Below are 14,081 nucleotides of genomic sequence, written 5' to 3'. Positions count from 1 at the left end.
GCGGCTCAGTCGATCCCGTTCCCGAGCGGTTCGCCGTGCACCGGCCGGCGGGCCTGCAGGCCCCGTTCGTAGCCCACCCGCACCCAGTGCGCGAGGAGGTCGTAGTCCAGCCGCTCGGCCGCCATCACCAGCAGTCCGGCGACCACCAGCTCGTGGCCGACGCGGACCTCGGGCCAGGCCATCCAGGAACCGGCCGTCACCCCGGCCGCCTCCGCCAGCACGTCGTCGCGACCGCGGGCGAGCGCGCGGAGCTCGACGAGGGCGTCGTCGATGGAGCGGTGCTCGACCGCGGCCCGCCAGGCCGTCCCGTGCAGGACGGAGGAGAGCAGGTTGTCCCGGGTGGCCATGCCCCAGTATCGAACACGTGTGCGAATAGCGGTCAAGGCACCGGCGCGTCGCGGCGCCGTCGGAGGGGGTCGGACGCTCCCCGGTGAACACACCGGGAACGTCGTGGGCAACTTTCTCACCTCTCACCCCGGGCCACGGGGCCCTCACTAGCGTCGCCCCTGACCGCGCCTGTGCCCGGCGCGGCCCGACGAACCCTTGGGGGGAAGCATGTTCAGAAGGAGCAGACCGGTCCTCGTGCTGGCCGCGGCCACCTGTGCCGTCGCGCTGGTCGCGACGCCGGGATGGGCCGACAGCGCGCCGGCGAAGGCCGGGACCGTGAAGGTGGTGACCCGCGGCCTCGACGGTCCCCGCCAGGTCAGCGCGAACGGCGGCCGGCTCTACGTCGCGGAGTCCGACTCGGGTGAGATCACGCGCGTCAACCCGCGGACCGGCGCGAAGTCCGTCGTCGTCTCCGGTCTGGCCAGCCCGCAGGGGGTGGCCAAGGTGGGCGGCAAGATCTACGTGGCGACCGGCGGGCCGGCCCCGGACGCCCCCGCAGGGGACGCGCGGCCGGCCATCATGGTCGCCCGGCCCGGGGAGAAGCCGACGCTGTTCGCCGACCTGCTGGCCTACGAGCTGAAGGCCAACCCGGACGGGCAGACCCAGTTCGGCCCCGACGATGCACCCCTCGACGCCCTGTCGAACCCCTACTACGTGCTCCGCGACCGCAGCAAGAACGGCTTCCTGCTGGTGGCCGACGCGGGGGCGAACACCGTCCTCAAGGTGGACCGCAAGGGCAGGGTGTCGACCTTCTTCGTCCCCCCGACCCAGGTCACCGGCGCCTGCGCGGACCAGCCGAACAACAACGCGAGCGGCAAGGGCTGCGACGCGGTCCCCACCGGCCTGGCCTACGGTCCCGACGGCCTGCTCTACGTCTCGGCGCTGACCTCCGAGGTCCGCGGCCAGGGCCGCGTCTACAAGGTCGACCCGAAGACCGGGAAGCTGGTCTACACGATCGGCGGCTTCACCTCCCCGACCGGCGTGGCCGTGGACAAGAAGGGCAACGTGTACGTCTCCGAGCTGCTCCAGGGCGCACCGGAGGGCGACGACCCGCCGCCGCCCGGGTTCGACCCCAGCGCGGTCGGCCAGATCGTCAAGCGCGAGCCCAGCTCCGCGCACAAGCGCAGCTACGCGCAGGTGACCATGCCGAGCGGTCTGCTGGTGCGGGACGGGAAGCTCTACGCCTCGGCCTGGTCGATCGCGGGCTTCCTCGGCATCCCCGCGGCCGGTCAGGTCGTGACCGTCAGCCCGAAGGCGTTCGTCCCGCTCCGGCGGAGCTGACGTCCTCGGTCGTGCGGCCCCGGGGCTCCACCCCGGGGCCGCACGTCGGCGTCGGGCCCCGCCTAGGGTGAGCGGGTGACCGACCAGCCGCCCGCGCGCCCGAACCCCTACGGCTGGGCCGAGCCCGTGCCCGACGCGGAGGTGCAACGGGCCCTCGTGGTCACCGCGCACCCGGACGACGCCGACTTCGGCGCCGCCGGCACGTTGGCCGGCTGGGTCGCCGCGGGCGTCGAGGTGACCCTGCTGCTCTGCACGCGGGGCGAGCAGGGCGGCTTCGACGACACCCCGCGCGAGCAGATGCCCGCGATCCGCGAGCGGGAGCAGCAGGCCGCCTCGGCCGAGCTGGGGGTGACCGACGTCCGCTTCCTGGACGGCTGGAGCGACGGCTGGCTGGAGCCCTCGTGGGAGCTGCAGCGCGCCGTCGTCGAGGTGATCCGGCAGGTCCGGCCGCAGCGGGTGCTGACGCAGTCGCCGCAGCGGCTCTACCAGCGGCTGCAGGCCTCCCACCCCGACCACCTGGCCGCGGGCGAGGCGACCGTGCGGGCCGTCTACCCGGCCGCGGAGAACCGTTTCGCCTGGCCGGAGCTGCTCGAGCAGGGCCTCGAGCCGTGGAAGGTCACCGAGCTGTGGCTGATGGGCCACCCCGAGCTCCCGCACGCCGTCGACATCACCGACCGGTTCGACCGCAAGGTCGCCGCCCTCACCGCGCACACGTCCCAGACCGGTCACCAGGGCGCGGGCCTGGAGGAGATGCTGCGCGGCTGGAACGCCGGCAACGCGGCGCTCGCCGGCCTGCCCGAGGGACGGCTGGCCGAGCTCTTCGCCGTCTCCCGCCTCAACTGACCCGTCCCGGAAGGACCACTCCGTGCCCCTGCCCGGCCAGCCGCTGCGCAAGCTCGGCTTCCTGACCATCGGCGTCTTCGACCCGGCCGACCCCGGACCGGGGCACCGGGCGACCCTCGACGTGATCGCGCTCGGCGAGCAGCTCGGCTACGACAGCGCGTGGGTGCGGCACCGCCACCTGCAGCACGGGATCTCCTCCCCCGTCGCGGTGCTGGCGGCGGCGAGTCAGCGCACCCACCGCATCGAGCTGGGCACCGCCGTCATCCCGCTGGGCTGGGAGAACCCGTTGCGGCTGGCCGAGGACCTGGCCACCGTCGACCTGCTCTCCGGCGGACGGCTCAACCCCGGCGTCAGCGTCGGCCCGCCGATGCAGTGGGAGCGGGTGCAGCGTGCGCTGTACCCCGACACCGCCGACCGCGAGGACTTCGGCTACGGCCGGGTCGAGCGGCTGCTCCGGCTGGTGCGCGGCGAGCCCGCCACGGACTGGAGCGGCGTCGAGGGCATCGAGGTGTTCTCCGACCGCGTGCAGCCGCACTCCCCCGGTCTGGCCCGCCGGCTCTGGTACGGCGGTGCCAGCCTGCGCTCGGCGCGGTGGGCCGGCGAGCACGGGATGAACTTCCTCACCAGCAGCGTGGTCAAGGCCGAGGACTCGGTCGACTTCGCCGCCATCCAGCAGACGCAGGTCCGCGCCTTCCGCGCCGCCCACCCCGACGGCGAGCGGGCCCGGGTGTCCCAGGGCCTCGTCGTCATCCCCACCGACTCGGCCACGCCGGCCCAGCGGCAGAGGTACGAGCAGTACGCCGCCGGCCGCCGGGGCCGGGTCGGGGTCCCGCAGGGACCCGGTCGGCTGCTCTTCGCCGAGGACCTGGTGGGGCCGGCCGAGCAGATCGCGGAGCAGCTGCACGCCCACGCCGGCTTCCGGGAGGTCGACGAGGTGGCCTTCGCCCTGCCGTTCAGCTTCGAGCCCGAGGACTACGTCCAGATCCTCACCGACATCGCCGCCCACCTGGGACCGGCGCTCGGCTGGACGCCCACCGCCCCCGCCCCCGCCCCCTGAGCCTGTCGAAGGGCGAGGGCCGATACTGAGCCGGTGCCGCGCGACGCCTTCATCGAGGTCCGGGGGGCGCGGGAGCACAACCTGCGCGACGTGGACGTCCGGCTGCCGCGGGAGGCCGTCGTCGCCGTCACCGGCATCTCCGGGTCCGGCAAGTCCTCGCTCGCCTTCGGCACCGTCTTCGCCGAGGCCCAGCGTCGCTACCTGGAGTCGGTGGCGCCCTACGCGCGGCGGCTGATCCAGCAGGCCGGGGTGCCGCGGGTGACGTCGGTGACCGGGCTGCCGCCCGCCGTCGCCCTGCAGCAGCAGCGGGCCGCCGGGTCGTCGCGCTCGTCGGTCGGCACGGTGACCACGCTGTCCAACTCGCTGCGCATGCTGTTCTCGCGCGCCGGGACCTACCCGGCCGGGGCCGAGCGGCTGGACTCCGACGCCTTCTCCGCGAACACGGCGGCCGGCGCCTGCCCGCACTGCCACGGCGTCGGCGTGACCTACGACGTGAGCGAGTCCTCCGTCGTGCCCGACCCGTCGCTGAGCATCCGCCAGGGCGCCGTGGCCGCCTGGCCGGGCGCCTGGCTGGGGAAGAACTTCCGGGACATCCTCGCCACCCTGGGCCACGACGTCGACCGTCCGTGGCGCGAGCTGGACCCGGAGGCACGGCGGTGGATCCTGTTCACCGACGAGCAGCCCGTCGTCACCGTGCACGCCGAGCGCGAGGCCGGCCGCATCCAGCGGCCCTACCAGGGCCGGTGGACCAGCGTCCGCGCCCACGTCCTCGAGACCTTCGCGTCGACCCGGTCGGCGCCGGTGCGCCGCCGGCTCCGCGGCTACCTCGACGCCACCCCCTGCCCGGTCTGCGGTGGGCGGCGGCTCCGGCCGGAGGCGCTCGCCGTCACCTTCGCCGGGCAGGACATCGCCGACCTGGCCGCGCGACCGCTGGCCGAGCTCACCGCGGTGCTCCGCGCCGCGGCGGCGGAGCACGAGCCGGAGAGCACGGCGGGCACGGTGCTGGCCGACCTGCTGGGCCGCAGCGAGCTCGTCGTCGACCTGGGGCTCGGCTACCTGGCGCTGGACCGGGCCGTGCCGACCCTGTCGTCGGGCGAGCTGCAGCGGCTCCGGCTGGCCACCCAGCTCCGGTCCGGCCTGTTCGGCGTGGTCTACGTCCTCGACGAGCCCTCCGCCGGGCTGCACCCCGCCGACACCGAAGCCCTGTGGGCGGTGCTGCTGGGGCTCCGCGACGCGGGCAACACCGTGCTGCTGGTCGAGCACGACCTCGAGCTGGTGCGCGGGGCGGACTGGCTGGTCGACGTCGGACCCGGGGCGGGCGGCGCCGGCGGCCGGGTGCTGCACAGCGGGCCGGTGGCGGGCCTGCAGGCCGTGCCGGCCTCGGCGACCCGCCGCTTCCTCGACCCCGCGCACCGCCCCCGGCTCCGGCCGGCGCCGCGGGCGCCGAGCGGCTGGCTGTCCCTGACGGGGGTCACGGCGCACAACCTGCGCGGCCTCGACGTCGCGCTGCCGCTCGGCGCCTTCACGGTGGTCACCGGGGTGTCGGGCGCCGGCAAGTCGACGCTGGTCACGCAGGTCCTGGCCGAGGTCGTCCGGGCGCACCTCGGGCTGCCCGCCGACGTCGACGAGGAGGAACCGGCGCCGGAGGACGCCGACGACGCCCCGCAGGAGGGCGGCCCGGTCGCCGACGCCGGTCCCGGGATCGGCTGGTCGGTCGGCCGGGTCGACGGGTTGGCGGCGGTCCGCCGGCTCGTCGTGGTGGACCAGCGGCCGATCGGTCGCACCCCGCGCTCGAACCTGGCCACCTACACCGGGCTCTTCGACGCGGTGCGGACCGTCTTCGCCCGCACCCCCGAGGCCCGCCGCCGCCGCTGGACGGCGAGCTGGTTCTCCTTCAACGTCGCGGCCGGTCGCTGCCCCACCTGCAAGGGCGAGGGGTTCCTGGTCGTCCGGATGCTGTTCCTGCCGGGCACCTACGCCCCCTGCCCCACCTGCCACGGCTCCCGCTACGCGGCCGACACCCTCGAGGTCACCCACCGCGGCCGCACGATCGCCGACGTCCTGGACCTCAGCGTCGACGACGCGGTCACGGCCCTGGACGACATCCCGGCCGCCGTCCGCGGGCTGACCGCCCTGCGTGACGTCGGCCTCGGCTACCTGCGGCTCGGCCAGCCCGCCACCGAGCTCTCCGGCGGCGAGGCGCAGCGGATCAAGCTCGCCACCGAGCTGCAGCGCTCCCGGCTGACCGGCACGCTCTACCTGCTCGACGAGCCGACGACCGGCCTGCACCCGTCCGACGTCGAGCGGCTGCTCCGGCTGCTGCACGAGCTGGTCGACGCCGGCAGCACCGTGGTCGTCGTCGAGCACGACGCCGCCGTGGCCCTGGGCGCCGACTGGCTGCTCGACCTCGGACCGGGCGGCGGCGACGCGGGCGGGCGGCTGGTGGACGCGGGCCCGCCGGCCGACGTCGTCCGCCGCCGCGCCGGGCCGACCGGCACGCACCTCGCCCGCCGGCTGACCGGGCCGGCCTGACCCCGGGCCCGCGCGCGGTCAGCCGGGCTCGACCAGCAGCCCCCGCAGCACGCTGCGGAGGGTGTGCTCGAAGAGGTCCGGCCGCGGCCCGGGCGGGGTGGGTCGGGTGAGCGCGGCCACCAGGTGGGGGTGCCGGTCCGCCGACGCCACCGCGAAGAGGTCCGCCGGGGCCAGCGCCCGCGTGTCGACCGGAGCCGGCCGCGCGAACAGCGAGACGACCCCGGTGATCAGCGCGACGGCCTCCATCCTGGCCGCGGACCCGGCGCCGGCCGGGGCCATCAGCCGGAGGCAGCGCTCGATGTGGTCGGTGCCGTGGGGCCCGACGGCGGTCCCCCGCAGCCCCGCCTCCAGCAGCCAGGGGTGGCGCCGGTGCAGGTCGAGCTGGGCGCGGCCGAGGTCGACGAGGTCCTCGAGCCAGTCCGGGCCGGGCGGCTGCTCCGGGGGCAGCTCCGCCAGCACGGCGTCGACCATCAGGTCGAGCAGGTCGTCGCGGGAGGACAGGTAGCGGTAGAGGGAGGCGGCGGCGGTCCCCAGCGCGGCCGCCACGGCGCGCATCGTCGCCGCGCCCAGCCCCCCGGCGTCGGCGAGCGCCACGGCCGCCGCGGCGATCGCCTCCCGGCTGTGCTCCGGCTGCGGGCCACGGCCTCCCCGGTCCGGTCGCGTCCAGACCGACGGACGGGTCGGTCCGGCGGTGGAGGCCTCGGGGGTTGCGTCCGGCACGAGCACCAGCCTAAACTGCGAACATTGTTCGCACCACCAGGGAGGCCCGATGCTCGAGTCCACGGCCCGTTCAGCCGACGGGGGCACGATCCTCGTCAGCACCGTCGGCTCCGGCCCCGGCGTGGTCGTCCTGCACGGCGGGGGGATCGCCGCGCGCGACTACCACCGGCTCGCGGCGGCCCTCGCCGAGCGCTGCACCGTGCACCTCTACGACCGGCGCGGTCGGCCGGGCTCCCCGCCGCTGGACGGCACCGAGACCGTGGCGACGGACGTGGCGGACCTCGCCGCGGTGCTGGAGCACACGGGCGCCCGGCAGGTCTTCGGCCACAGCGGCGGCGGTTTCGTCGCCCTGCGGGCCGGGCTCGCGCTGCCGCTGGAGCGGATCGCCGTCTACGACCCGGGGCTGTCGGTCGACGGTCGCCCGTCCTTCGCGTTCCTCGAGGCGTTCGAGGAGGCCGTGAGCCGCGGGCAGCACGCCCGGGCGATGACCGTCATGGCCCGGGCCGTGCACCCCCAGGACCCCGGGGCGAAGCTGCCCTACGCCGCCGCCGAGCTGCTCACGCGGGCCTTCCTGCGCACCCCGATCGGTCGGCGCTTCGTCGAGCTGCTGCCCACCGTGCCGCCCGAGGTCCGGCGGATCGCCGAGCACGACGGGCCGGCGAGCGACTACACCGGCATCACCGCCGAGGTGCTCCTCGCGGCCGGGAGCCGGAGCTCGACCTACTTCGCCGAGAACTGCGCGGCGCTGGCCGCCGCGATCCCCGGCGGCCGCGCCGTGGTCCTCCCCGGCTGCTCGCACAACGCCGCCAACATCGCCCGGCCGTCCTTCGTCCGCCCCTTCGCCGACTTCCTCGGCGCTCCGGTGAGCGCGACGGCGGGGTGAGCGCAGCCTCACCTCAGCAGCGGTGAGCGAAGCCTCACCTGCCTGGTCAGAGCGCCTTTCGAGGGCTACGTTCGGCTCAACCGACCCTGCCCGGAGGAGACACCATGACCGCCACCCTGGAGATGCCGCACGTCACCGCGTGCACAGCCACCAGCTGCGCCTACAACCACGACGGCTGCCACGCCTACGCGGTCACGATCAACTCCTCCGCCGCCTGCGGCACCTTCCTCTCGCTCAACGCGAAGGGCGGCCTCGACGTCGTCGCCCAGGTGGGCGCGTGCCAGCGCCAGGACTGCGTGCACAACGCGGACCTGGAGTGCCGGGCCCCCTCCATCACGGTCGGCTCCACCAGCGCGGACGCCGGCTGCCTCTCCTACCAGGCGGCCTGACCCGGTCCGGCCACGACCTCGCTGCGCAGTGCCGTGCAGTCACGGCACTGCGCCGCGGCGTGAGACCACGGAGCAGCACCAGACCGCCCGGAGGTCGTCAGCGGCGCAGCCGGCGGAGCCGGGGGCGGACCTCCGCGACGCCCGGCGTCCAGTTCAGCAGGCTGGAGCGCTCCATGAACTCCTCGCCGTCGATGTCGCCGCGGGCGAAGCGCTCGGCGAGCACCCGCTTGGCCTCCTCCTCCGGGCGGGCGGGCCCGCCCAGCGACAGCTTCCCCGAGCGCACCAGGTGCAGCCCGGCGACGGTCAGGGCCACCAGCACGAGCAGGGCGGCGAGGAAGGGGAGCACGAAGAACGTCTCGTGGCTGTGGAAGCCGGGGCCGAGGTCCCGGGGCGTCATGCCCGGGCTCCCGGGCGGTGGGCGGTCGGGCAGGGCGACGGTGACCGGCGCGGAGCCGGTCGCTGGCAGGGCTGGAGCATCGGAGACGTCCTCGGTCCGGGGAGTCGAGGTCGGTCGACCTCGCGGCCACCCTCGGCCCCGCACCCGGCAGCAGCCTGGGGCACGGCTGTGCGGGACCTGTGAGACTCGCCGGCCCGCGAGGCCGTGCCATGCTCGAGCGGTGTCGTCCGACGAGGCGCAGCAGGACGCCCAGCCGTGGTCGTGGGACCCCTCGCTCTACGCCGGGAGCGCAGCGTTCTACGCCGTCGGCCGCGCCCCCTACCCGGCCGAGATCGCCGAAGGGCTCCGGGCCGAGCTGGCGCTCGACGGGCAGAGCCGGCTCCTCGACGTGGGCTGCGGCCCCGGGTCGCTGACGTTGCTCCTCGCCCCGCTGTTCGCCGAGGCGATCGGCGTCGACGCGGATGCCGACGTGCCGGCGGTGGCCGCCCGGCTCGCGGCCGCGGCGCACGTCGAGCACGTCAGCTGGCGGCACTTGCGGGGCGAGGACCTCCCGGCCGGCCTGCCGGAGATCCGCGTGGCGACCCTGGCCCAGTCCTTCCACTGGATGGACCGACCCCGGGTCGCGTCGGCGCTGCGCGGCCTGATCGCCCCGGGGGGTGCTCTGGTGCACGTCAGCGCGACGACCCACGAGGGCGTTCCGACCGAGGCCGCCCTGCCGCACCCCCAGCCGCCCCGGGACGCGATCCGACGGCTGGTGCGCCAGCACCTCGGCGACCGGCGACGAGCCGGGCGCGGGGTGCTGGCCGCGGGCACACCCGGCGGCGAAGACGCCGTCTACCGGGCCGCCGGCTTCACCGGGCCGCACCGCGTCGAGATCCCGGGTCGCGTCCTCGAACGGACGGCCGAGGAGGTGGCGGCCTCGGTCTACTCCCTCTCGAGCTCGACCCCGCACCTGCTCGGCGACCGCCTCCCCACCTTCGACGCCGAGCTCCGGCGGCTGCTCGACCAGGCGAGCCCCAGCGGCCGGTTCAGCGAGGAGATGGCGTCGACGACGCTGCACCTCTGGCGCTGACCGCAGCCGCCCTGCTTCGCCGCCGGGCGCCCGGGGTCGACCGGGGTCCGGCGGCCCGCTCAGTCCGCGGACCACTCCGCCGCGGTCGCGTCGGCGAAGCTCGCCGGGTCCGCACTGGTGAGCGGGGTGGTGGTGCCGAGGGTGACGCGGACCTCGGTCAGGCGGCCCACGAGCCGGCTGTACAGGTCGAGCCGACGTCGCGCCGACACCCCGGTCGCCCGCCACCGGCGGGCGACCTGACCCACCCACCGTGCGAGGAGGTCGTCCTCAGAGCGTTCAACGGCTGCCACCTCTGGCCTCCTGTCGTGGACCGGATCGGGGCGTGACCACCGATCGTGGTCCTCCCTACCCACCCGGACCCGCTGTCTCCCGGGTGCGCGACGAGATCTCGGGGAGCGGGCCTCCCCGGCCGCCCGCTGTGACCCGTGTGACTCGTGCGACCCACGGGTACCGTCCCGGTACGGGCCGGATCGGGCGACGGGCCAGCCGCCTCTACCCTCCGACCCGAGCCGTCTGTGAGGATGAGAGGACGACCGGTTGATCACGAGCCTGGACCGCACTCCACCGAGGGAGCCCCTCCTGCCCAGCGTCCCCCGCAGGTCCGACCACCACCGCACGCCACAGGCGCGCCCGGGCCGGAGCCTCTCGTGCACCTGATGCGGGTCCGGATGGCCACCGGGGCGACGGTGCTGGGCAGCGTCGCGACCCGGCTGGGCGAGGCGGGCGTGGACATCAACCGGTTGCAGACCCGGCGCAAGGACGCGCACCACGTGGTGCTGGACCTGCTGCTGGACGTGCCGGCCGGGCAGCCGCTGGACCTCGTGGTGCAGCACTGCCAGGACCTCGACGGGGTGGACGTCGAGCAGGTGGTCGAGTACCCGGCCGGGGCCGATCTCCACCAGGACCTCGAGCTGGTGCAGCGGCTGACCCGGAGCGGGTCCGAGCTCGCGCCGCAGGTCCTGGCCACCGCCGCCCCGCTGCTGTGCGGGGGCACCTGGGCCGCGCTGGTGGAGCTGCCCCACCGGCTCACCTTCCGCACCGCGCGCGCCCCGCTGCTGGAGCCCTCGGACCTGGTCCCGCTGGCCGGGCTCCAGCAGACCCGTGCCGTCGAGCTGCCGGACGGCTGCCCGGCCGGCTCCGGACCCACCCAGGTGGCCGTCGTCGCACTGCCGCCGGGACGGGCGCTGCTCGTCGGCCGGGTGGGTCCCGACCCCTTCAACGCCTCGGAGCTGGCGCGGCTGGACCACCTCGCCGAGGTCGCCACCGGCGCCCGGACCGGCGCACGCGCCCCCGGCTGAGCAGGAGGTGCGGGGAGCACCCGCTAGGAGATCGTCCGGCGGTAGGTGGCCGTGGCGACGACGTAGGCCACGACCAGGATGCCGACGCACCAGCCCAGGGCCACCCCGAGGTCGGAGCCGACCGGCTGCCCCGCGAAGAGGGCGCGGATCGCGTCGACGATCGCCGTCACCGGCTGGTTCTCGGCGAAGGCGCGCACCGGGCCGGGCATGCTCTCGGTCGGCACGAACGCCGAGCTGAGGAAGGGCAGGAAGATCAGCGGGTAGGAGAACGCGCTCGCCCCCTCCACGGACGTCGCGGTGAGACCGGGGATCACCGCCACCCAGGTCAGCGCCAGAGTGAACAGGACCAGGATGCCGGTGACGGCCAGCCACGCCCCCACGCCCGCCGCGGACCGGAAGCCGATCACCAGGGCGACCGCGACGACCACCGCCAGCGAGACCAGGTTCGCCACCAGCGACGTCAGCACGTGGGCCCAGAGGACCGACGGGCGGGCGATCGGCATCGACTGGAACCGCTCGAAGATCCCGCCCTTCAGGTCCGTGAACAGCCGGAACGCCGTGTAGGCGATCCCGGAGGCGATGGTGATGAGCAGGATGCCGGGCAGCAGGTAGTTCACGTAGGAGCCCGGCCCGGCGTCGATCGCCCCGCCGAACACGTAGACGAACAGCAGCAGGAACGCGATCGGCATGATCGCCGTGGTGATGATGGTGTCGGGGCTGCGCAGGACGTGGCGCAGGGACCGGCGCAGCAGGATGGCGGTGTCGCCGACGGGATGGGTGGTGGTCGTCATGCTCGCTCCTCGGTGGTCGGTCGCGGTCCTGCCGTCCGGGTGCCGACGAGGGCGAAGAAGACGTCCTCGAGGGTCGGCTGCTTCTCGACGTACTCGACCTCCGCGGGCGGCAGCAGCTGCTTGAGCTCGGCGAGGGTGCCGTCCACGATGATCCGGCCCTCGTGCAGGATCGCGATCTGGTCGGCCAGGTGCTCGGCCTCGTCGAGGTACTGGGTCGTGAGCAGCACCGTCGTCCCCTGCTCAGCCAGCCGCTGGATGGTGCGCCACACCTCGACGCGGGACTCCGGGTCGAGCCCCGTCGTCGGCTCGTCCAGGAAGATCACCGCCGGGTCGCCGATCAGGCTCATCGCGATGTCCAGCCGACGCCGCATGCCGCCCGACCAGGTCGCGACCCGCCGGCCGCCGGCGTCGGTGAGCCCGAACCGCTCGAGCAGGTCGTCCGCGACCGGGCCCGGGTCGGGCAGGTGGCGCAGCTGCGCCACCAGCAGGAGGTTCTCCCGCCCGGTGAGGATCTCGTCGACCGCCGCGAACTGGCCGGTGAGGCTGATCGAGCGCCGCACCTCCGCGGGCTCGCGGGCGACGTCGAAGCCGTTGACGCTGGCCGTCCCGGCGTCGGCCCTGAGCAGCGTGCTCAGGATCTTCACCGCCGTGGTCTTGCCGGCCCCGTTCGAGCCCAGCAGGGCGAAGATGGCGCCCCGCTCCACCTCGAAGTCGAGGCCCCGCAGCACCGCCAGGTCCTTGTAGGACTTCGCGAGACCGCGCACGCGGACGGCCGGCTCCGAGGTGCCCGTCCTCCCGCCCGTCACGGCCGGTCCCCCGCCGCCCGGTCGACCGCGTCGGTCAGCCGCTGACGCTCCTTGCTGGTCCACCCCTCCGGGTAGTTGGCGAGGAACGCCTCGGCGAACTCCAGCGGGTCCTCGCCGACGAGCCCGCGCACCGAGGTCCCGTCGGCCACGCTCTGCTCGAACAGCTCGACGAGGTCCTCGAACATCTGCGCCGCGCTGTCCGCGTCGGTGGTGCCGAAGACCATCAGGTACCGCTCGAACCCCTCGATGGCGGCGCGGTGGGCTGCGGGCAGGGCCCGGGCGCGGGCCTTGTACTGGCGCCAGCGACGTTTGTCGCCGATCACCTTGGTGGTGAACTTCGCGATGGACATGGTCATCGACCTCCTTCGTGGAGCTGTTCGAGACGTCCTGCGAGGAAGCTCCAGTTCCTCCAGAACTCGTCGAGCTGTTCGCGGCCCTGCGCGTTGAGTGAGTAGACCTTCCGGGGCGGGCCCTTCTCCGACGGGACCTTCTCCACGTCGACCAGGCCGCGCTGCTCGATCCGGACGAGGAGCGCGTAGACCGTGCCCTCGGCGAGGTCGGTGAAGCCCTGCTCCCGCAGCCACGTGGTGATCTCGTAGCCGTAGGCGGGCCGGCCCGACAGGATCGCCAGCACGAGGCCCTCGAGCGTGCCCTTGAGCATCTCCGTCAGCTGCTTGCCCATCGAGCACCTCCCTCCGGTGATGTACTCAGTGACGCTGAGTACCAGTACATAGTAACGATGAGTAGCGGTGGCGCAAGGGGTGCCGGCGTCCGGGCTGCCGATCGCAGCACGCGTTCCGCATCCAGGGCCGGCGCGCGGGCGAGTCATCGATGTCCTGGCGCCGACCCGGCGCTGCCCCGACCGCTCCCCCCGGAGCACCGTGCAGACCCTCGTGGCCTTCGCCCTCGACGCCGCAGCGCCGTCCCCCGACCGCGTCGAGGCCGGTCTGCAGCGGGTGGCGCGCTGGTAAGCGCCCCTGAGCGGGACGCCGACGCTCCCCCGGACGGTCACCCGCGGCGGGCTGGGGCTGGCCCTGTGGGCCGACCCGGGCGAGCGGAGCCGCTGGCCGCCCTGGGCCTGACCACCGCCCAGAGCCGGGCCAGCGCGCTGCACACCGCGCTGATCCGGCGGCTGGTTCCCCGGTGGGCCGGCGTCCCCTACTTCAGCGCCACGCTGCGGCAGCGGCAGGCCGTCCGGCAGCCGCGGCTGTGGGAGGAGAGCGACGCCGAGCTGGTCGACGAGCTGGTGGAACGGCCCGACTCCTGGGGCGAGGCGTTCGACGTGACCCGCGTGCAGGGCATCTGGCGTCGGGCCCGGGCTGGCCGGGCCGGGCCGCGGGACGAGCTGCTGCTCCAGCGGGTGGTCTGGCGGGCGGCCTTCACCGAGCACCTGGCCGCCGTGAACGGTGGACCTGCGCCCGTGCGGCCGCAGGTCCGGGTGCGGACCGGGGCGGGGGCCCCGGCCGGCCCACGGCGACGGCCGGCGGCGCGGTCCCCGGTCACGCTCCTCGCCACCTGGGCCAACGACGTGCCGCTGGCCCGCCGGCCCGCCCGTACCGACCTCGGCCGGCGGCTCCGGCGGCACCTCGGGGCCTGAGGTGACCGGGCAGGACCTGGGGGGAGCT

17 protein-coding genes are annotated in these 14,081 nt (G+C 75.0%); 9 read left to right on the top strand and 8 right to left on the bottom strand.

The annotated features are described in order from the left end of the window. Positions 1-5: 5 nt before the first annotated feature. On the bottom strand, positions 6-347 hold the full coding sequence (locus BLT72_RS03670) for a hypothetical protein (RefSeq protein ID WP_091410269.1): 342 nt from the start codon (positions 345-347) through the stop codon (positions 6-8). Positions 348-555: 208 nt separating this feature from the next. On the opposite strand from BLT72_RS03670, the gene BLT72_RS03665 reads away from it, so the two are divergent. From BLT72_RS03665 to BLT72_RS03650, 4 genes are all read left to right on the top strand, one after another. Continuing rightward, complete coding sequence (locus BLT72_RS03665) at positions 556-1,668, top strand: ScyD/ScyE family protein (RefSeq protein ID WP_157720285.1); 1,113 nt, start codon at positions 556-558, stop codon at positions 1,666-1,668. A 75-nt stretch (positions 1,669-1,743) separates the two neighbouring features. Further along, complete coding sequence (locus BLT72_RS03660) at positions 1,744-2,511, top strand: PIG-L deacetylase family protein (RefSeq protein WP_091410264.1); 768 nt, start codon at positions 1,744-1,746, stop codon at positions 2,509-2,511. Between the two features lie 22 nt (positions 2,512-2,533). After that, the gene (locus tag BLT72_RS03655; RefSeq protein ID WP_091410260.1) at positions 2,534-3,568 is read left to right on the top strand and encodes an LLM class flavin-dependent oxidoreductase; all 1,035 of its coding nucleotides are present in this window, start codon (positions 2,534-2,536) and stop codon (positions 3,566-3,568) included. A 33-nt stretch (positions 3,569-3,601) separates the two neighbouring features. Next, positions 3,602-6,100: an AAA family ATPase gene (locus BLT72_RS03650; protein WP_091410257.1), complete on the top strand. Its 2,499-nt coding sequence runs from the start codon at positions 3,602-3,604 to the stop codon at positions 6,098-6,100. 18 nt (positions 6,101-6,118) lie between these two features. Here the strand turns inward: BLT72_RS03650 and BLT72_RS03645 are convergent, their stop codons facing one another. After that, positions 6,119-6,820: a TetR family transcriptional regulator gene (locus tag BLT72_RS03645; RefSeq protein ID WP_091410255.1), complete on the bottom strand. Its 702-nt coding sequence runs from the start codon at positions 6,818-6,820 to the stop codon at positions 6,119-6,121. A 49-nt stretch (positions 6,821-6,869) separates the two neighbouring features. Here BLT72_RS03645 and BLT72_RS03640 point away from each other — a divergent pair, with 49 nt between their 5' ends. Beyond that, entirely contained in the window at positions 6,870-7,703 is an 834-nt protein-coding gene (locus tag BLT72_RS03640) for an alpha/beta fold hydrolase (RefSeq protein WP_091410253.1), read from the top strand. A gap of 104 nt (positions 7,704-7,807) precedes the next feature. Further along, a complete protein-coding gene (locus BLT72_RS03635; RefSeq protein WP_091410250.1) occupies positions 7,808-8,092 on the top strand; it encodes a DUF1540 domain-containing protein in 285 nt (94 codons plus the stop codon). A 97-nt stretch (positions 8,093-8,189) separates the two neighbouring features. On the opposite strand, the gene BLT72_RS22660 is transcribed toward BLT72_RS03635, so the two are convergent. Further along, complete coding sequence (locus BLT72_RS22660; RefSeq protein ID WP_091410247.1) at positions 8,190-8,489, bottom strand: SHOCT domain-containing protein; 300 nt, start codon at positions 8,487-8,489, stop codon at positions 8,190-8,192. 220 nt (positions 8,490-8,709) lie between these two features. On the opposite strand from BLT72_RS22660, the gene BLT72_RS03625 reads away from it, so the two are divergent. Next, positions 8,710-9,561 carry a class I SAM-dependent methyltransferase gene (locus tag BLT72_RS03625; RefSeq protein ID WP_231930304.1) on the top strand — a complete coding sequence of 284 codons (852 nt, stop codon included), beginning with the start codon at positions 8,710-8,712 and terminating at the stop codon, positions 9,559-9,561. 59 nt (positions 9,562-9,620) lie between these two features. On the opposite strand, the gene BLT72_RS03620 is transcribed toward BLT72_RS03625, so the two are convergent. After that, complete coding sequence (locus tag BLT72_RS03620; RefSeq protein ID WP_157720284.1) at positions 9,621-9,851, bottom strand: hypothetical protein; 231 nt, start codon at positions 9,849-9,851, stop codon at positions 9,621-9,623. A 357-nt stretch (positions 9,852-10,208) separates the two neighbouring features. Between BLT72_RS03620 and BLT72_RS03615 the strand changes: the two genes are divergently transcribed. Next, positions 10,209-10,859 (top strand): ACT domain-containing protein, encoded by a 651-nt coding sequence (locus BLT72_RS03615; protein WP_091410240.1) that lies wholly within the window; start codon positions 10,209-10,211, stop codon positions 10,857-10,859. A 23-nt stretch (positions 10,860-10,882) separates the two neighbouring features. Here BLT72_RS03615 and BLT72_RS03610 read toward each other — a convergent pair whose 3' ends face one another. Genes BLT72_RS03610 through BLT72_RS03595 form a run of 4 tightly spaced genes read right to left on the bottom strand, consistent with a single transcriptional unit; the run spans position 10,883 to position 13,138 of the window. Beyond that, on the bottom strand, positions 10,883-11,650 hold the full coding sequence (locus BLT72_RS03610; RefSeq protein WP_091410238.1) for an ABC transporter permease: 768 nt from the start codon (positions 11,648-11,650) through the stop codon (positions 10,883-10,885). Beyond that, complete coding sequence (locus tag BLT72_RS03605) at positions 11,647-12,414, bottom strand: ABC transporter ATP-binding protein (RefSeq protein WP_280949243.1); 768 nt, start codon at positions 12,412-12,414, stop codon at positions 11,647-11,649. Before BLT72_RS03605 ends, BLT72_RS03610 begins: the two co-directional genes overlap by 4 nt. A 38-nt stretch (positions 12,415-12,452) precedes the next feature. Further along, positions 12,453-12,812, bottom strand: coding sequence for a DUF1048 domain-containing protein (locus BLT72_RS03600; protein WP_091410233.1), 360 nt, complete (start codon positions 12,810-12,812; stop codon positions 12,453-12,455). Continuing rightward, complete coding sequence (locus BLT72_RS03595) at positions 12,809-13,138, bottom strand: PadR family transcriptional regulator (RefSeq protein ID WP_091410231.1); 330 nt, start codon at positions 13,136-13,138, stop codon at positions 12,809-12,811. The genes BLT72_RS03600 and BLT72_RS03595 overlap by 4 nt, the downstream gene beginning before the upstream one ends. Positions 13,139-13,492: 354 nt before the next feature. Between BLT72_RS03595 and BLT72_RS03590 the strand changes: the two genes are divergently transcribed. Further along, positions 13,493-14,053, top strand: coding sequence for a hypothetical protein (locus BLT72_RS03590; protein ID WP_091410229.1), 561 nt, complete (start codon positions 13,493-13,495; stop codon positions 14,051-14,053). The last annotated feature ends 28 nt before the right edge of the window (positions 14,054-14,081 follow it).

Origin of the sequence: Friedmanniella luteola (genome assembly GCF_900105065.1) — a bacterium.
GTDB lineage: Bacteria > Actinomycetota > Actinomycetes > Propionibacteriales > Propionibacteriaceae > Microlunatus > Microlunatus luteolus.
Note: the sequence above shows the minus strand (reverse complement) of the source record. Positions and strands in the feature narration are given on the sequence as shown.